This window comes from Marinobacter sp. SS21 (assembly GCF_028369065.1).
Taxonomy (GTDB): Bacteria; Pseudomonadota; Gammaproteobacteria; order Pseudomonadales; family Oleiphilaceae; genus Marinobacter.
Genome location: NZ_JAQNDA010000006.1, coordinates 177,336 through 197,185, shown reverse-complemented (window position 1 = coordinate 197,185; position 19,850 = coordinate 177,336). Strand labels below are relative to the sequence as shown.

Here is a 19,850-nt window from a genome sequence, read left to right as displayed (position 1 = left end):
TCCCTGCCGTACGCTGTGCCAACATCGGCCAACGCAAACCGCGCATCCGCCGCCACAACATTAGGAGACTTCGATGCCACGGATCTATGACGACAACTCCCTGTCTATTGGCAACACCCCATTGGTGAAACTCAACCGAGTGAACAACGGCGCCACCATCTGGGCCAAAATTGAAGGCCGCAATCCGGCCTACTCGGTGAAATGCCGGATCGGCGCGTCCATGATCTGGGCGGCGGAGAAAAGTGGCGAGCTCAAGCCGGGCATGACCATCATCGAGCCCACCAGCGGCAACACCGGCATCGCCCTGGCCTATGTGGCCGCCGCCCGCGGCTACTCGCTGGTGTTGACCATGCCGGCGTCCATGAGCCTGGAACGTCGCAAGGTGCTGAAGGCGTTGGGCGCGGAGCTGGTGCTGACCGAACCGGCCAAGGGCATGCCCGGGGCCATCGCCAAGGCCGAGGAGATCGCCGCGGCCGAACCGGGCAAGTACTTCCTGCCGCAGCAGTTCGACAACCCCGCCAATCCGCAGATCCATGAGCAGACCACCGGCCCGGAGATCTGGAACGACACCGATGGCGCCATCGATGTCTTCGTCGCCGGCGTCGGTACCGGCGGCACCCTGACCGGGGTATCCCGCTACATCAAACACACCCAGGGCAAGGCGATCACCTCGGTGGCGGTGGAGCCGGTGGAATCGCCCATCATCACACAGACCCTCCAGGGTGAAACACCCAAACCGGCTCCCCACAAGATTCAGGGCATTGGCGCCGGTTTCGTGCCCAATAACCTGGACCTGACACTGGTAGATCAGGTTGAAACAGTGAGCGCGGAAGACGCCATGGCCATGGCACACCGGCTGATGCAGGAAGAAGGCATCCTGTGCGGCATGTCCTGCGGCGCCGCGGTGGTGGCGGCGGTCAAGGTGGCCGAGCAGCCCCGGCATCAAGGCAAAAACATCGTGGTGGTGCTGCCGGATTCGGCGGAGCGCTACCTGTCATCACCGCTGTTCGCCGACCGTTTCGGTGATCAGGAAAACGTGCAGTGAGTCAGCCCCGCCCTGGCCCAGCCAGGGCGATTCATTACGGATGTAAACTGAGCCATGACCTATGTCCACAGCAGACGCATCATCACCCTGAGCCTCCTGATGCTACTGCTGCTGGTGGCGGCTTCCGCCACCGGCCTTTGGCGCACCGGCAACCTGTTGTACAGCGACTGGCTGTTTAACATCGGCGCCATCAGCGCCGAGCCGGTCGAGCAGGTGCTGCTGGTCACCACCGCGTCAGCGCCGCTCTCCGAGGAGCGGCGTCACGCCTTGGCGGCGGAACTCAACCGTCTCGGCGCCCACGAGGTCGTTCTGCTCCCCCCGTCGCCAGCAGCGGCGGCGTCTGACAACGGACGCAGCCGGACAGCCGGCGACCGGCTCATGGTGACCCACCCCGTCCAGGTCACCGGCCCGACCACCTTCAGCGCCAGCGCGCCGCTGGCTGATCCGGGCCGAACCCACTGGGTACTGCCGCCGAGCTTCGAAGCCGGTTATTTCCGGTCGGTGCCGACTCGGGCCACCCTGACACTGGGCGGTGAGCGCCACGAAATCCGGCCCTGGTTTGCCGAGCTGGCCGGCCTGCCCACTGCCGGCGCAGAGCCGCTGTACATCCACTTTGGATTTTTCTTCAACCGCTTACCTTCGGTATCGGAGCAGCAGGTGCTGGCCGGCGAGGTCGTCCGTGAGCTGGTGGAGCAGCGGGTGGTACTACTGGGCTCGCCGGAGTCGCAGAGCCAGCCCGGTTACCCGGTACCGGGCAACGCACGGCCGCTCAACCAGCTGGAGATGCAGGGCCTGATCTGGACCACCGCCGCCAACCAGGCCGGCCTCCAACTACCGTCCGGTGTCCTGCCGCTGCTGGCGGTCATCCTGGCGTTCACGATTAACCTGCTGATTTTTCAATGGCTGTCGCCGGCCTACGGGGCGGCCTATCTGCTGGCCAGCACGTTACTGATCGCAGCCATTGGCTGGGTATTGTTGCAATACGGGGCGCGGGTGATGCCGGTGGTGGACCTGGCGGTCACCCAGCTGGCGTCGCTGCTGTTTTTCTACCAGGCCAAGCGACAGAAGGAAGACCAAGCCATCTCCCGCATGTTGGCAGAAACCAATGCCACGCTCTTTGAACGCTACATTCCCGAAGCTTTTAATGACGCCGAATCACCCTGGCCCAAACTGGTGGTGTTCATCAATCAGCAGCTCAACCTTAATCGCTCCATCCTGCTGGAGCGGGTTGAAAAGGATCACCGGGTTCGGGAGATTCAGGCCCTCAACTGCAGCATCGACGACATTGGTGAGCAACGCCGGGACTACGAACGATCCCCCTACAGCGATGCGTTGCAGCGTCGCGGTCCCCTGCGGCCGCAACGACCGTTTTTCAACGCAACCGGCGAGCAGGAGCGGGAGTACCTGACGCCGCTGATCTACGCCGGCGACATTCTCGGGTTCTGGGCCTTAACGGTGACCCCCGAAGGCCAGTGGAGTCAGGAGGCGTTTGAGGCCAACGTGGCAAGTTTCGCTGCCCAGATCAGCGAACTGCTCTATCATCGCCAGCAGCTGCAAGAGCAGGAATTGCGCCAGAATCGCCTGGGGCGCCGGATGCTGGCGCTGGAAGCCGGGCGGGATCACCACGACCAGCTACGCTCGGCGCTGGATTTGCTGGATAACCGTTTGCTGACACTGGAAGCGGTGTTTGACAACCTCAATGCCGGCGCCATCCTGTACGATCTGTTTGGCCAGATCTTGCAGGCCAATGAACGGGCAAGGGACATCGTGGCGCAGAGCGGCCTGTCCCTCTACAATGTGACCGCCGTCGACCTGATTCGTGATCTGTGCGAACTGCCGCTGGAAGATGCCCGCAGCCAGCTGCGTCACGCAACCCTGAAACGCGCCGAGGTACGCCTGCCCATCAGGCCACTGGCGGGCTATCACAGTCTGCTTCTATACATTCGCCCGATCAAATCCGCGGACAGTGAGCTGGAGACCGCCGTGTCCCCCAGCCGGGTTACCCCCTTCAAGCTCCTGGGTCTGGCTTTCGAGTTCACCGATATCAGCCAGACCCGCAACGCACTCGGCTTCCGCGACGACCTGTTCGGCCAGCTGTTCAAGAATGTGCGCAACCAGATCTCCCGCATCACCCTAACCGCCCGGTTGACCGCCAACGAGGTCCAGGGGACTGCCGGTGGAGAACGCCTGCTGGACACTCTGGAGCAGACCGTGACCGGCATGGACAGCGCCATAAACCACATCGAGGACCAGTTGGGTGAAACCCACACCACCCTGGCGCTGAAATCGTCGGTGCCCATTAACCTGGTCAGATTGGTCGACGACGCCATCACCGACCTCGACAAGACATTGAATGAAAAGCGCCTCAAGGTGACACGGGACTGGCCGTTCATCGCCTCGTTGATTTGGGCCGACCCCGACGTGTTGCGCCTGCTGATCAGCCGGATGCTCACCCTGTTGAGCAACGATGCCATGCCCGGCAGCGAGATCCAGATCACTCTGGGTGAGTTCGCCGAGCCCAGGCACCTGATCGCATTGAGTGTGGAAAACGCTGGCTACGGCTTGCCCCAGGCAACGCTGGAGTCCATCCAGAGTAAGCCTGCCAGCGAACTGCTCAACAGTGACGATCCGGTGGAGGAAACCCTGGGCCTGCTCAAGGCGCTGGAACACTGGGGTGGTACCGGCTCGGTGTCCGCCGCCGTGGGCAAGGGTTTTAGCTTCCATCTGGAATTCATGCCACTGACGTTCAAGGATCACAAACCGGCGCCATAACGGTATCCTCTCTTTTTAACTCTGATCTTCGAAGGCCGATATGCACACAGATGAATACCGCAGAGCCCCTTCCGGCCAGCCCACCGTACTGGTGGTGGAGGATGACGAGCTGATCCGGGCGCTGTTGGAAGAGCTGGTGGCCACCACCGGCGCCAGAGTGGTCAGCGCAGCCGATGGCCTGCAGGCCAAGGCCGCCGTCAAAGCCCACCCGGACATCGACCTGGTGATCGTTGACCTGTTCATGCCGGTCATGGATGGCAGCAAGCTCATCGCTTGGCTGAACGCACATCGCCCCCAGTTACCGATAGTGGTGATCAGCGCCCTGCGTGAGGAGGAGATCCGCAAGGTACTCGGAGACCTCAAGTTCTCGGCAATGATTCACAAGCCGCTGACGCAGCAGGAACTCGACCGATTGCTCAGGATGCTGACCGCGCTGCATGATTGAGTCCCTGTTTCCACTGCAACTGTTTCCTACCGGAGGACTGTCCAGCTCGGTCATCACCACCGTCTGGGTCGGGGTCTGCGTGGTGGCCTTTCTCAACCTGCGCTTTGGTACCACCCTGTCCGGCCTGGTGGTGCCGGGCTATCTGATCCCGCTGCTGATCGTTCGCCCCATCAGCGGCTTCGTGGTGCTGTTCGAGGGGCTGGTGACTTACCTGCTGGCCCGGTTGTTGGCGCAGCAGCTGCCCAAGGCCCTGGGCTATGCCGAACTGTTCGGTCGCGACCGTTTCTTCGCCCTGGTGCTGCTCAGCATCATTGTCCGGCTGGCCTTCGACGGTGCGGCGTTTCCCTGGCTGGAGGAGCTGCTTGCCGAGCGGGGCTACGACTACAGCGTCCGCAATAACCTGCACAGCTTCGGGCTGATCGTGGTGGCGCTGATCGCCAACCAGTTCTGGAACGGCGGCTTGCGTTTCGGTGCCAGCGCCCTGGTCCTGTATCTGGGCATCACCTATGTGCTGGTGCGATTTGTGTTGATGGAGTTCACCAACTTCAACATCAACACCCTGAGCTACATGTACGAGGATCTGGCCAGCTCGATACTGGCGAGCCCCAAGGCCTACATCATCCTGCTGACCTCGGCCTTCCTCGCCTCCCGCATGAACCTGCGTTATGGCTGGGAATACAATGGCATTCTGGTGCCGTCACTGCTGGCCCTGCAGTGGTACCAGCCGGCCAAGCTGCTGGCCACCTTCGTGGAAACCTTCGTTATCTACTTCCTGGCCCGCCTGCTGCTCACCACACCGGCCCTGCGCCACCGGAACATCGAAGGTGCCCGCCTGCTGCTGCTGTTTTTCACCATCAGCTTTATCTACAAGATCGTACTGGGCTTCGCCCTGATCGAGTGGCAACCGGAACACAAGATCACCGATTACTATGGTTTTGGTTACCTGCTGGCGACCTTGATGGCGCTGAAAATGCACCAGAAAGACGTTGCCGCACTGGTCACCCGCGCCTCACTGCAAACCTCCCTGGTGGCGGTGTTGGCTGCCAGTGCCATCGGCTTTGCCTTGACCCTGCTCCCCTCAGGCCACGCCCTGATCGGCACCGATAACCTGGAACCCACCGTCACCCGGGTTCGCGTCGAACAACCGCTGAACTACGTCCATCAGCGCTACGCCGATTTGTACGATTCCGAACAAAACCGGGTGTTCAAGGCACCGTCCCCCATCGAGTTGGACCAGATCGAAACCGGGTTCAGAGCCTTGCGCGCGTTTACCCAACAGGGAACGGAGGCGGAGCTGCAGCGTGCCGCGTCCCTGCTCAACCCGCTTCAGTTCCATCTGGAAAGAGTCAACGAGCAGCTGCTGGCGGTTTACGACGCACAGCCTGAACGGGGCTGGGGTGCCTATTTCCTCCATTTGGAGCCCGACAGCCAGTTGCTGCTGCAAGTGCCCGCGCCGTTGGATGAGGGCACCGCCGCCGAAGCCGGCATCTGGATGTTCCTGCAGGATCGCACCCGCGCCCTCGCGATGCCGGGCACCAGGCGCTTCCTCAGTCCGGATGGCGCCGGCGATGCGCTGCTGAATCCGGCCACGGTGTTCCAGGCCTTCCATCGGGTGTTCGCCGAGGACAACGTGCTGCAGCTGAGGGGCTACACACCGGCGACCGCCCGACCGCTGTTCGGCCTGCGGGATACCAGCCTGGCCCTGGACGCACAGATTACCCTGTCCACGCTCTGGGTCACCCGGAGTCTACCCTCCGACCTCAATCTGAAAGGCATCAAACAACGCACCGAGCAGCTGGAAATCCACTGGCAACCGTCGCCACTGAATAATCGCCAGCGAGACGCCGTGCAGGGCGGTTTCGCCGAGCTATTCATCAGCGCGCAGGATCTACGCAGCTGGATCGCCTATGGCGATGTCTTCGAACTGACCACCCAGCGTCAGCAGGAACGGATTGACGGCTACCTCCAGCGTTGGCTCGGCGACAACAAGGCGCTGATTGCCGGAGCTGGCACCAATCGCTACGTCGCGCCAGATATCGGCACCCTGGTCTTTTTCGACCAACTGGTGCTGTCGCCTCTGTTCGAGCTGATTCACGCCGATTTGCCACAAGGCTGGGACGACCGCTTCGAACGGCGGCTGATTCGGCTTTCAATATTGGCTCGCAGCCAGGGCTATCGAATTTCGCGCTATCAGCACATCGAAACCGGCGCCAATTACCTGATCCTGGAGCCCGAACAAACTCCTGGCAAGCCAGCCCGCTACTGGGGTATCTACGTGTTCCGGCTCGGTCCGGCATCGCCGTTGATGGTGCAGGTCCCGCATCCGCTGTACGAACTCAATACCTTTGAATTCGGCTCCACCTTCTTCGAAGACAGTGGCGCGGGCGTGCTGATGATTTCCGGCACTCACCCCCATGCCAATGCCGATGGCAGCGCCGATGTCTCCCATCCCGCCAACCAGCAGAGCCTGTTCAACCTGGTCAGTCAGGTGTGGCAGCGGGAGCTGCGTGCGCAACCGATGGAAGTGGCACAGATCCGGGCATTGGGCAGTAGCTGGGTAATGGATCAGAGCTCCGCCGATGTGCTGGTATCCTCATATTACGGCCTGCACAATCAGCAGCGGCGCTCGTTGATTGAGTCCAGCTTGCGCCAGCTCGGACTGACGGTGGCGCCAGTGGAAGGCAAGCCCGAAACACTGGGTTATGAAACCTCGCTCAATGCCCAGAGCCTGTATCTCAGGGTGGCGGAAAACAAGGACGTTACCAGCCTTTGGCTGACACCGGATACCCGCCGCCTGTTCCGTTCCCAGGAAAACGATCGCCAGCAACTCGCCAAGTTCCGCGCCGCGAACATTGCCAGCCAGCAGGGTTCCCTGCCGGCCTTCGTCGAGCGCCACGGCTCAGGCCAGGCGTCGAGGCCCGCTCTAGACAGCCTGATGGCCACAATCCGGGCGTACCAGCACAGCGAAAACATTAGCTTCCTCCACACCCTCGGCAAGCAACACCCGGATTTCGAGTTTACCCGGCTGGTGGACCTCAATACCCAACAGGCCTTCATTACCGTGCACGGGCACCAGAAACGGGTAGTGCTGATCGCCAACCTGAGACCCAGCAGCCCGCAGATCCGCCACCTGCCAACCGCCACCGAGGCCGCAGCCGGCGACACGGTGCGGCAGGCTACCCGCGACTTCATCGGCGCGCGGGACGCCTTCCTGGTCACGCAAGAGGAGAAGCAGAAATGAGGGCCCTTGGCAGAGTACTGGCGCTGCTCCTGTTGCTGCTGGTTGGCTGGCCGCTGTATCAGGAGCATCTGGCGGCGTCGATCGGCCGCCTGACCCAAAACGGCAATGCCAATGCTTTGCTGCCGCACGAGGCCGAGCGCAGCACCGTGTTCTGGCTGGATTCCGAGCGCTGGCTGCGATTCTCCCTCACCGAGAACACACCAACCCTGCGGATTCTGTCCCATTTGCAAATGCGCCCGGAGCAAACCGGTGAAGGCGCGCTGAACCGCTTTGCGCTGGCCTATCGGCTGGTCGACGCCGATGGCAGCACGCTGAAAGACGGCAGCTATCATTACAAGGCGGTGGTCCTGCCGCACCGCGAGCTTCCCGACGGTGGCGAGTTTCCGCCCCGCTTTTACGACCAAACCGGGTTGATCGCCAGCGCGGCGGAAAACCTGTTCCTGGATCTCACCCAAACGCCGGCCGCCGCCACGCTGGAGCTGCGGGCCGAGTATCTCCCGGACTCGGACAACCGTATCGGGGTGCAGGTCAGCGCCCGGGAAATCCGGCCACGGGAGGCCGCCAGCCGACACTGGCAGCGGCTGTCCAAACCCACCAAAGAGCGCATGTTGCGTGGCCACATTTACCCCACGCACCTCATCAGCCCCTACGAGATCGAGAACGCCCTGATGGCACGCTGGTTACCCCTGGGACCCGACGGCATCAGCGGCGATGATTTTACCAGTGATACCCTCTACACCCTGAGTGTGCCACCCGCCCCGCCCCGGGATGCCAGCCTGGCCTTGCCCCCAGGTCTGTACGCGGACCCCCACAACTGGGTGACACTGGCGATCCCGGACGAGAACCCCGGCCGCTATCGGCTCGAGGTGGAACCGGTTGACCACGCAGCGTCCCGGATCACCGTCAATTTCAGCCATCAACGCAACTCGGATTTGCAGATTGAACAGCGACTGCTCAGCGCAGAAACGTCGACCCTGACCTGGTCGGGCACCCTCGATCCGGGCCTGGTGCAGATCGTCCCCAGTGCGCCGGTTAGCGTCCGTCTGCTCGATGACGAGACCGGCGCGGAGCTGACGCCACCGCAGAACTACCTGCGGGCAGACATCGCCGCGCCGCAGCAGCCGTTGCATTTCCAGCTCAATGCCGACAGTGCCGAGGTCCAACCGGTGCGTTTCGATTTTCGCACCCACCTGCACCCAGAGCTGGGTGATTCCGCCCCCGCCGCCGAAATCCAGATCACCGTCGAAAACCGCCAGGGCGAGGTGTTGGCACATTACCGGCAGCCGATCGACGCTCCGCCAAGTCACTACGTGCGATTCAGTGACCTGCCGTCGCAAAGCCGGGTTTCCGATCGCCAGAGCGTTTACCTGGATGCACCGGCACAGGCCCACCGGCTCCGGATCAGCAGTAACACATCGGTGCTGGTGACCGCTTATTCACGGCTGGACCAGCTGGCGCTGGAACGCAGACTTCCCGATGAACGCCGGCCGTGGCAGGACTACGAGGCACGCTTGCCCAGCTGGTTTTTGATGCAATCGCTCCGGCAACCGCAGGATCGGCAGCGGCAGGCGTCACTGCAGTGGTTTTTCCGGCCCATTGAGCGCAATCCCGCCCTGCTCAGTGGCGACTACGAGTGGCAGGCGCTGGCTACCGCAGAGCCAGCGCTGCAGCGGGAAGTACTGTTCCCACACCAGGTGCGGGGTCCCTTGCGCCAGACCGCGGTCGGCACCGTCTTCCGGGCACTGCCCAGCGGGCCGACGACGTTGACCTTGCAAGCCCCGGAGCCGGGCATTGGGTTCACCCCGGAGCTGATCTATCGGCGCGCCAGTGCCGAGCCGGAAACCGTCACCGTGTTCCGCGACGGGCAGATCTGGCTGCGGCGCGGCATCGCCGGCCGTTCCGGCCGGTTCTCCCTGCCCATGACCTCCGCAGGACGCCATACCCTAACCATCCAGGCATCCGGCCAGTGGTACATCAACCACAATCGTCCTGACCAAGGCTCTGGCTACCTGCAGCGCACCAGCTACCGCTTGCCGCCCTCTGGCCTGAGTTTCGTGATTGATAAGACCGACGAACGGGAAGTGGTGAACCTGGATCTGATCGCCCCACCCGGGGCAGCTCGTTACCCGGTGCAGGTTCGTCTTGACCGGGTACGGCGCAGCAACGCCGTACTGTCCGACTACACCATCCTCAACCGCCGCTTCGAACTCGCCATAGCGCAGCAGGAAACGCTTTTGCTGGGCACTCGCTCTGCGCTCTGGGGCACGCCGGTCACGGTGGCGGTGCCGCTCGGCGAAGATCTGCCCGCCGGTCGTTACCAGATCACGGTACGGCCGGAAACCGAGCAACCCGGACTCGTCGCGGCCTACACCATTCGCGAAGGCCAGCGCCAAAGCTATCGTTTCTTCCGGAGGTCCCTCGATGGCTATTAAGCCAATACCGCTCCTGGCCCTGCTGTTGGGGCTGTGGATAACGCCTGTCGGCGCCACCTCGCTCGACGTCGAGACCATCGCCACCAGCCTGCGGCAACCGGCGCAGCACTACCGGCCACTCAGCGCCAGCCAGCTGGCCCAACTGGAACAGGGCTTCGACGCGTTGCTGCGCGCGGACGCCGACTCCGATACCGCGGCGGTCCGCCAGAGCCTCGAAGCACTGGGCTTGCGCTGGCATGCGCTGGATGACGGGGTGCTGTTGCTCAGCGATGCCGAGGGCAACGGTATCGGTCATTACCTGATTCGACGCAACGCCAGCTCGTCATTGCTGCTGCAAGCGCCCCATCAGTTTTACGACCGTCACACCGGCGAGCTGGCCATTGAGCTGTTCCGCAATGGCGACATGGCGGTGCTCGCACTGAACAGTGCCCATCGCCGAACCGCCATCGACGGCCGCAGCGGCCACGCCGATATCGCCCACCTCAACGACACCCCGTTCGCCGCGCTGACCCGGGCGTTCGTGCGCCATCACCCCCAGGGCAGCGTGGTTCAGCTGCACGGCTTCGCGGCCGACAAACGGACCTCGGCGGCCGGCCGGTCGGCGGACATCATCGTCAGTAGCGGCCAGCGCTGGCTGCTGCCCGCGGCCCAGGAAGTGGCCAGCTGTCTGATGGAAAACGGGCCCTGGCAGGTGCGCCGCTACCCGCTGGAGGTGGGCGAACTCGGCGGCACCACCAACACCCAGGGTGCGTTGCTGCGACAACTGGGCCATGGCCGCTTTGTCCACCTGGAGCTGGCGCGGGAGGTTCGGGAACGGCTGCGGTCGGACCCGCAAACCCGGTCTCTATTCAATACCTGCTTGCACAGACTGGAAGGCCCATGAATCCAATGAGTCGCTGGCTCCTGACTGCCGCAGTCCTGCTGGTCACCGCTCCCAGCGCGGCCATCGTACCCGCTCACCAGAGCGGGGCGCCGTTCCCGCCGCCACCGCTGGTTTGGGAATGGGTGTCCGACCTTGCCGGTGATGACATCTCCACACATCCGGACACTTACCCCGGCCCCATCGTTACCCTGGAGCGGGGAAAAGGTATCCGCTTCCCGCTGGCGGCCGGCCGCTTTATCCGACTTCAGTCCGATCACGCGGTCAAAGCCTCACTTGCCGAGCTGGAGATACTGCAATCCGCCGATCGCGGCTGGTTCTATCCCCTCGCCCTGAGTCGACCGAACGCCGACGGCACCGCCGTGAGCCTGGTGCCCCTGGCCGGCGATCGGGACATCCTGATCCGCAATCAGGGCGAGCGGGCGCTGACCTTTGCCGTGGCCAGCGGCCACTATCAGACCACGCCGGAAGCGCTCGAATGGCACCCGATAGCCATCGACACGCTGCCTGCCGTCCACCTGCGCCAACACCCCCAGGCCCGGTTGCAGTCTTATCACCGCCTGCCCCATACCCTGCCACAGTCCTTCGAGGTGGAGGGCCCAGCCCTATACAGCCTGGCCTTTCGCCAAACCCGCAACACCCTGTCCAACACTCGACGCAACCGGGTGTCGGTGCGGCTGAACAATCAGCCGGCGGAGCGCCACTACCTGCACTTCACCAGTGACACTCGCCACCGCTACAGCGACGGCCAGGATCGACTGCTGCTGAGTCTGGAGGAGCAACGCTATCTATGGGTGCCCCAGGGTCGCCATCGCGTGACCCTGCGTAGTGACAGCGAGCTCTGGTTCCGCTTGCTGGAAGCCCGTCACGGCCGCAGCAGTTCCGTCAGCGGTGACCGGCGTGACTGGCCCCAGGCCCTGGCCCAGCTCCGCGACGGCCTGTTGTTGCTGCAACAGCAGCGCCAGTCGGCGGTGCAGGCGGTTCTGGACGGTCACCAAGGCGCCGCTCAGCTGGCGGCCGCCAGCTTCGACACCGCGGGCATTAGCCGCTGGCAGCAGGGCTTGGAGGACAACCTGTTCCGCCGACAGTATACCCAGGAGCGAAGCCTGTGGCCGGCCGGCGGCGCGCCGGAACGCCAGTTGCTGGGACTGGAGACCGAGCTGGCGCTGACGCCACGGGACGACACCCGGTTCCTGGCCGCCGACACCGGCCAGGCCGGCGCCGAACCATTCTTTGAGGTGGCGGAGGAGCCAGTCGATCTGGCCATGCCCGAGACCCAGGGTCCGACCGAGCTGGAACTCACGCTGTCCCGGCCGGAACGAGCGACGCACCTCTTCGTTGATTACGGCACCCAGCAACAGGTCCTGCGTTTTCAACCGGACCAGGCCCTCGGCCGCGGCGACTGGCGCTTTACGCCGCAGAGCCAGCAAGTCCTCCACCAGCCTGGGCGACCTGACCGGGCCCTGGTCAACCAGATCCGACTGCCACTGCCAGAGGGCGTCCGTAGCGTGCGGATCACCGCCAAAACCGGCAGTGCCTGGCTCAGGGCCTCGCTGCGGGAAGCGCGGCGGGCCCGGTTTACCGAGCAGGAGTTCTGGGACCATCTGCGGGAACTGGGCCCCGCCGCGTTTGAACGGAGCTGGCGGCAACCCGCCGACGACGATGCCGCTACGTTGCTGAGACAGGACAGCCAGTTCTTCCGGGATTGGCTGCACCTGCGTTACCGCAGTTTTATCGATGATCTGTCGCCGCCCCTCGGCCAGCTGGCCCCCGAGCAGGCACTGCAACGCCTCGACCAGCTGCAGCGGGAAAACGTTGGTCACCTGGCCCAAAACTACGCCCAGGGCCTGTATGTCTACGCCCGCGACGCGCGGGTTCGGCGTCAGGCCTTCGACTATCTGGTGCAGACCCTGGCCCACGCCGACAGCCCCTACCCGCTGCAGACCCTGCTGGCGACCGCCTATGTTCGCCACGGTGACCGCTCGGTGCTGCCGCAATTGGCGGATACCCTGTATCGGCTGGGCTACGACCGCGAAGCGCTCAAGATCGCCCTGGTGCTGCGGCAGTCGCCAGCCTCGCCCGAGCAAGCCGGCGCCATGACGGAGCTGGCCCTCAAGGCCGCCATCCAGGCCCGTTGGCCGCTCACCTTCAGTGAGCTGAGCGAACGTCTCGACGATCCCCAGCGTGAGGCCTGGCGGGCGCTCTACCGGAGCGAGGCCAACCAGGCAGAACCCCCGCAGGCCGACGAACCTGCGGCGGGACAGCCAGCGGCGCTGACCCGGCCGCAGCCGTCCCAGGCAACCGTCACGCCGTCGGCCTGGCTGACCAGTTTCAATGCCAGCTACGCCGGTCTCTGGCGTTGGCAGGACTGGCGCGCCGGCTTTACTGGCGAGGTCGACCGGGTTCAGGTCTACAACCCGGATCTTGACCGGTTCTACCAGCGCCAACGGGTACGCCCCGACGCCCCGTTGACGGTGACGGTCACCGGTCCGGTCCAGTTGGAGGTCAAGGTTGCGCCGTTGCATCGGCTGCGGGACCAGCGTCTGGATGACTGGCTCAACATCCACCACCATGGCCAGCGCTATCAGTTTCCGATCATCAACAACGGGGTATTCAACCGGCACGCGGTGATCGGTGCGGAGGAATACCCTGGCAGCGTGGAAACGGTGCGGATTACCCTGGGTCCCGGTCGCCACCAACTCGCCCTCAATACGCAACAGCACCCTGCCCTGGTGCAGCTCCAGCTCGCCACGCCGGAATGGTTCAGCGCGCCCTACTGGGCGGCACAGCACGCCCCGGCGCAGTGCCATACCCCGCTCCCACCGGCAGGGCCCAAACAACGGGCGTTACCCGAAGTGATCGCGCCACTCGCCCCGGCCTGGGCGCGGCCACTCACCGCCATCAGCGTTCCATGCGTCGACTTTGCCATCGAAGCCGACGGCGACACCGCGACCGTCACCGACGCCGACATCGGCTTCTCGCCGGCGCCGGCCCCCGGCGACATGGCCGGGCCCGCTCTCGAACAGCCCCTCCACCAGCCGCTCGAAGGTTCGGCGGCGGCGGTATCGGCGTTTCTGGCCCAGGTGTTGATGACGGAGGAGTTCGCCTCGCGGCCGGAACTGATCGCCCAGAGCAACGCGCTCGGCGCCCGCTATCCGGGGCAGCCCACCATTCAGCGGCGGCTGGCCAGGATCAACCACAGCCAATTTTGGGTCCGCGAAGAGTTGATCCTGGAGAGCGCCGGCACCCAACGCTTCGATGCCTCACTCTGGCCGCCGACCTCGCCGTTCCTGCGCCAGCGCTTCGACCTGCTGGGCCAGCCACCGGCTCCGAGCGAGCATCTACTGTCCGGCCTGGAACCGCTCACCATTTCGGTCAACAACGACAGCAGCCGTCAGTACCGGTTGCAACTGCGGCTGGATAAACCCGGCTTTCAGCGAGTGTCGCCGGTGGCGGTCGATGTCCGGGTCGATGGCCACCCACAGCTAAGCCGTCGCCTCAGCGAACACACACCGCTGCAGGAGACGCAATTCACCCTGCCCGCGGGCTCATCGCAGCTGGAACTGCAACTGGCGGACCCGACCAGCCGCCACTGGGTCTATTTCCGGCTCTGGGAGCGCCGCGATTCGCAAGGCGCCTGGCAACCGGTCAACCGACCGCAAACCCGCAGCTACTACGCGGTCACCCCGCAGCAGCCGCTCACGCTGTTCCTCGACCGGCCCGCCTGGCTGCGGCTTGAAAGCTACGACGGTCGGAGCTGGCGTCACCGCTATCATTATCAGCCGGCCGCCGGCTACCTCACCCTGCGGGCCGGGGACCTGGACGGCCCCTACGTGCGGATCTATTCGTTGCGCCATCAGCCCGACCGCCTGACCGCGCCAGCGCCCCACTCTACGCCAAGGCTGGCCCCCGCCATTGCGACACCGCAGCAGCGGGCCAACGCCAGCACGCCGGCGGCCTTCGTCTCCGACAGCCTGCAGGGCCAGACCCGGGATGCCGGTACCCAAGGCGCCTTCATCGAGTTGGTCCAGCGGCGCAACTTCGACAACCCCGATGACCGGGAGAGCGAGCGCTACCTCGAGCTGGGCTGGCGCTACCAGCAGCATCCGCTGTTCTCGCGGTTGTTCTGGCAGTCCGATGTCCTGGCTCGCCACCACAGCGATAGTCACCGCCAGGTGCTCGCCAGCCGGCAGTGGCTGACCTGGCGGCCGGACCGGCAACACTGGCGGCTCGGTCTGTATGGCGATGGCTACTGGCAACCGTCCCAGGACGCCGCAAGCGTCAGCGGTCGCGTGCAGCTGGCGGGCTACATGCCGCTGGGCCATCACCTGACCTGGGATCACGAACTGACCGCCTTTGGCCGCTGGCTGTCGGCGGACCGGCCCTCTCGGGATGGCGCCTTCGATGACGACGTGTTCACCAATTACAAGGATCAGCATCGCTACGGCTTGGCATGGCAGGAGTCGCTGGTGTATCGGCCCTGGCGGGACAGCCGCTGGCGCTGGGATGCCGGCGTGCGGACCAATGAAGACCTCAGTCCCGACCGGTTCAGCCTGGCCATGGGCTGGGACCAGTTCTGGCGTCGCGACACCCGCACCTTCCTGGGCCTGGAGCAACGTTGGCTGCTGGCGGATGACCACCGCCGCTCCGCGGACTCCCAGCAACTGCTGAGTGCCGGCATCGACTGGCGCTGGTGGAGTCCTCAGGGCCGGCGCTGGGAGGCGGGCCTGGGTCTGGGCATGGATCTGGACACCTCCGAGCCCTCGGTGAAACTGTCGCTGGAAATGGATCTGCCCGGTGCCAAACGATTTGCCGACTACCGCAGCGAGCGCTACCCGTTTTTTGATCTGCAACAAATCGATGCGGCGCACACCGTGACCAACAACGAGCTGAATTATGTCGAGTAATCCCACTGCATTATCCAGTCTGCAACACCTGCTGTTGGAACTGAGCGACGAATGGCGCGGCGTTTACCAGACCTTGGCGGAGCAACTTGACCGGGAATTCAAGTCATGGCATTCGAGTCGCAATCGGCCGGAGTCGATGAGTGCGCCACGCTGGCTGTCCCAGCAGATCTGTAATTTCCTGGAGTACCGCGCCGGTCAATCACTGACCTTGCTGGAGCAGCTCAATCAAGGCTACCGGGCCTTCAGCCAGCGCTACCAGAACGCCAGCAGCGAACAGGAACGACACCAGCACCAACTGGCTTATGCCAAGGAGCTGGGCCAGAGTCGCCGCGGCCTGAGGGCGGATCGTCAGGCCCTGGTGCGCTGGTTTGACGCCTCGGCCCTGCGAGATCGCTATCAGCGCCGCGCCAGCGAAGAGGAGCGCCTGATTGTCTTTATCGTAGACCGGCTCGGCGCCAACCTCTGCCATTACCTCCGTCACCACACCCCGGACCCGACGCCACGATCGGCGCTGAATGCGATCAGCCAGCAAACCTTGATCGAGCGGCTGATTTCCCGTCACCTCGACCACCGCATCACCGTGGCAACGATGACGTTGCTGGCTCGGCTGCTGGAGGTGACCAACGGCGCCATGGGCGCGTTCATCGAGCCGCAAGTCATTCACTACTGCTACCGACTCGGCAACGACCCCAACCAACCGGTCTGGCTCCAGTGCCACGCCCTTCAGATTTCCCTGCAGCTGGATACCGAGGCCTCGCTGCAGGGGTTACAGCAACGGTTCGAGCGTCAGGAAACGGGAGATCAGATCTTCTTCCGGGGACGGGCGCTGACGATGATGGTACCGGTACAACAGCACCCGCTTGCGCGCCGGTTGTACCGGCAGAGTTGTGCCGATAGCAGCGAACACGTACGCCAGTGCCTGGTGCAGGCGTTGCCACAGCTTGCTGCCGACCTGCGCACGACGATCGTCTCGAGCTTGATCCACGACGACCCTTGCGACCGGGTCAAGGCCCGGTTACTGCGTACCCTGCCACTGCTCGCCGGGGCCGAACCCCAGGACCCCAACCAGGCCTGGCCCCTGCTGCAACCCAGCCTGAGCCGGCAAACCCCGGCCCTGGTGGTCAAGGCGGCGCTGGCCGCAGTGACCGACATCTGGCTGACCGGCCCGGAGCCGGAGCCGGACACCAGCCGGGCCCTTGCACAGGCCCTGGCAGCGCTGCATACCGGCCATCAAGCCACGGCGGTGCGGCGGGCGGCGGCCCAGACCCGCGAGCGCATCTGGGCCAATCGACATCCTCTGGCCCGTACCGCCTCGATGTTCCGGCCGCTGACCCAAGCCCATTGGCAACAGCGAGCCCGCATCACCCTCGACCAGCCGGTCAGCAATGAGGAGCTCGGCCGTTTTTTTGCCAGTCTGGCCCGTGACAGCTACGGCTACGATATTGTTCGCCGTCGAAACCGGCTTACGGTCACCGCCGGCTCCCGGTACCAGTTTCGCAGTTGGCGATTCCTGCACGAGCTGAGAACCAGTGCCAGCGACAAGCGCCAGAATTACAATCACACCAAGGGTCGGGTCTACCACGGCACGCTCCAGGCCCCCGCCTGGCACCTCGCCGAGTTGAGCCAAACCACCGTGCCCGGCGAACCGCTCCATTTCGCCGACGACGGTGACTGGCGCCCCTACCTGCCCTTGCCTGACCAACTGCTGTCCGCCCTCGATCAGGGTTGGCCGACTCGCCCGGTCGAGCTGTTCACCGCAGAAGGGATCACCCGCATACATCCGCCCAGCGGGCTCTGGCCCCGTCTGCGCGCCCGGCTGGCACTGACCCTTCGGTTCGCCACCCTGAGCCGGCTACGCAACTGGCAGTCCTCCCACCAGCAGGGGCCGGAGGCGTACCTGGCGAGCCTGCAGCAGCTGGGCTTTCGCTTTGAACTGCTCGGCCATCAGGACGACAACGGCGAACGCCACCCGACCGACCCCCGGGTCACACGGTTTTTCCCCGGCTTTGCCAGCCTCGCCCCGCTGCCGGTGTTCTGGCAGGAATTCAAACACTATTTCTACTCGGTGTACGAGAACAACCTGCAACACCTGCTGATCTTCTTCACCGCCGCCATCACGCTGTTTTTCGGGCGCCATGCCTACCTGGGCCAGCAAATGAAAAAGGCCCGGGCGAGCCTGCCGCTGGTTATCGGAGGCTGGGGTACCCGCGGCAAATCCGGTACCGAGCGCCTCAAAGCCGCCCTGTTCAACGCCCTGGGCCTGAGCGTGGTGTCCAAAACCACCGGTTGCGAGGCGATGTTCCTGTACAGCCCGGCCCACGGCCAACTGCGGGAAATGTTTCTGTTCCGGCCTTACGACAAGGCTTCGATCTGGGAGCAGGTGGATCTGGTCCGGCTGGCCGCGCGCTTCAACAGCGACGTGTTCCTGTGGGAATGCATGGGGCTTACCCCCCGTTACGTGCAGATTCTGCAGGAACAGTGGATGCGCGACGACTTGGCTACCATCACCAACTGTTACCCCGACCATGAGGACATCCAGGGCCCGTCCGGTATCGAGATACCCCAGGTGATGCAAAAATTCGTCCCCAAGCGCAGCAAGCTGATCACCACCGAGCACAACATGTTCCCGTTCCTGCGTTCAGCGGCCCACGCCAAACGCTCTGAAATCCTCAAGGTGGAGGATTGGGAAGCGGAGCTGCTGCCGGCGGACATTCTGGCGCGATTCCCCTACGAGGAACATCCCGCCAATATTGCCCTGGTGGTGCGCATGGCCCGCGAGCTGGGCCTGGAGGCCGATTTCGCGCTCAAGGAAATGGCCGACCGTGTTGTACCGGACCTGGGCGTGCTCAAGATCTATCCGCGGGTCGAGGTGGAAGGGCGAGGCATCACCTTCATCAACGGCATGTCGGCCAACGAACGCCACGCCGCCCTGGCCAACTGGAAGCGGCTGCAGTTCGATAGCTACACCCTGGCGGACACGCCGCAGCATTGGGTGGCCACCGTCATTAACAACCGGGCCGACCGGGTACCCCGGTCACAGGTGTTCGCCCGGATGCTGGCACAGGAATTGAGTGCCGACCACCATTTTCTTATCGGCACCAACCTCGATGGCCTGCAATCCTATATCGATGGCGCCTGGCAAGCGCGACTCGATGAAGAGGGCCTCGGCAACCTAAGCGCCGACGAACTGCTGGACACCCTGGCCCGCTACGCCCGCCAGCTGAAAGTGGCGACGACCACCAGCGACGCCAGCGCCCGCACCACCGCCATGCTAGGCGGGTTGGGCCTGAATCCGGAAGGCCATTTCGCCAGTGCAGACGCCCTGCGGACGTTCTGTGCCGAAGCGGAGCTGGTCACCGCACAGACTGAGGCGGTGGTCCAGCGCTGGCAGGCGGATCATCAGGAACTCCAGGAATATGAGCGACAGGCTACGGCGCTGCGCGACCGAACCGACACCCGCGAGTCCCTGCGAACAACCCTGGACCGTTGGTTTGCCCGCCGCTTTACCGTGATCCTGGACAGCCATGCCCGCGGCGATGAAGTCCTGCGCACCATCATCGACCACACCCCGCCGGGGCTCGACGCCCATGTCATGGGGATGCAGAACATCAAAGGAACCGGGCTGGATTTTATCTACCGCTGGCAGGCTTGGGATCAGCATTACCATGACGGCCAGAAACTGTTGGCGGACGAACCGGAGCAAGCACTCATCGGCGCCCGAGGCCTGGCCGCAGTGGAAGACTTCGGCTGGCTGGACTTCGACTATCTCGCGCGGATTCTGGATCAGGCTGCCGACAGACCATCCAACCAGACCCAGGCGATCCAGGCTGAGCTGACCATCGTTCGCAGCCGGCTGGCGCAGGCGCGCGAGGCAATGGGACAAGCCGACGATCAGGCTGGCGCATCTTCCCGCCACTGGGACCGGCTACTGGACGCCGTGGAATCCTTACTGGACGCAGGTGCGGCGGTACGCAGGCGTAAACGAGCCAACCAGATCTACCGTGACCTGGCAGGACAACGCATCAGCCATGAGCGTGCTGCGCTGGAACTGAAAGACCTCAACCGTTCCCAGAAGGGCGGCTGGCTGAAGGCGCGTTTCCGCTCGGCCAAGCGGTGACGCGGTCCGCG

General features: G+C 64.2%; 8 protein-coding genes. All 8 read left to right on the top strand.

The annotated features are described in order from the left end of the window. The first annotated feature begins 73 nt into the window (after positions 1-73). Genes cysK through N6L25_RS10190 form a run of 8 tightly spaced genes read left to right on the top strand, consistent with a single transcriptional unit; the run spans position 74 to position 19,839 of the window. Complete coding sequence (gene cysK / locus N6L25_RS10225) at positions 74-1,045, top strand: cysteine synthase A (RefSeq protein WP_271979857.1); 972 nt, start codon at positions 74-76, stop codon at positions 1,043-1,045. A gap of 54 nt (positions 1,046-1,099) precedes the next feature. Further along, positions 1,100-3,817, top strand: coding sequence for a hypothetical protein (locus N6L25_RS10220; protein WP_271979855.1), 2,718 nt, complete (start codon positions 1,100-1,102; stop codon positions 3,815-3,817). Between the two features lie 40 nt (positions 3,818-3,857). Next, positions 3,858-4,262, top strand: coding sequence for a response regulator (locus tag N6L25_RS10215; protein ID WP_271979853.1), 405 nt, complete (start codon positions 3,858-3,860; stop codon positions 4,260-4,262). Then, a complete protein-coding gene (locus N6L25_RS10210) occupies positions 4,255-7,503 on the top strand; it encodes a poly-gamma-glutamate biosynthesis protein PgsC/CapC (protein WP_271979851.1) in 3,249 nt (1,082 codons plus the stop codon). The genes N6L25_RS10215 and N6L25_RS10210 overlap by 8 nt, the downstream gene beginning before the upstream one ends. Beyond that, positions 7,500-9,935 carry a hypothetical protein gene (locus N6L25_RS10205; protein ID WP_271979849.1) on the top strand — a complete coding sequence of 812 codons (2,436 nt, stop codon included), beginning with the start codon at positions 7,500-7,502 and terminating at the stop codon, positions 9,933-9,935. Before N6L25_RS10210 ends, N6L25_RS10205 begins: the two co-directional genes overlap by 4 nt. Continuing rightward, on the top strand, positions 9,925-10,818 hold the full coding sequence (locus tag N6L25_RS10200) for a hypothetical protein (protein WP_271979847.1): 894 nt from the start codon (positions 9,925-9,927) through the stop codon (positions 10,816-10,818). The genes N6L25_RS10205 and N6L25_RS10200 overlap by 11 nt, the downstream gene beginning before the upstream one ends. After that, positions 10,815-15,722: a hypothetical protein gene (locus tag N6L25_RS10195; protein WP_271979845.1), complete on the top strand. Its 4,908-nt coding sequence runs from the start codon at positions 10,815-10,817 to the stop codon at positions 15,720-15,722. The genes N6L25_RS10200 and N6L25_RS10195 overlap by 4 nt, the downstream gene beginning before the upstream one ends. Next, positions 15,712-19,839, top strand: coding sequence for a hypothetical protein (locus tag N6L25_RS10190; protein WP_271979843.1), 4,128 nt, complete (start codon positions 15,712-15,714; stop codon positions 19,837-19,839). Before N6L25_RS10195 ends, N6L25_RS10190 begins: the two co-directional genes overlap by 11 nt. Positions 19,840-19,850 lie beyond the last annotated feature (11 nt).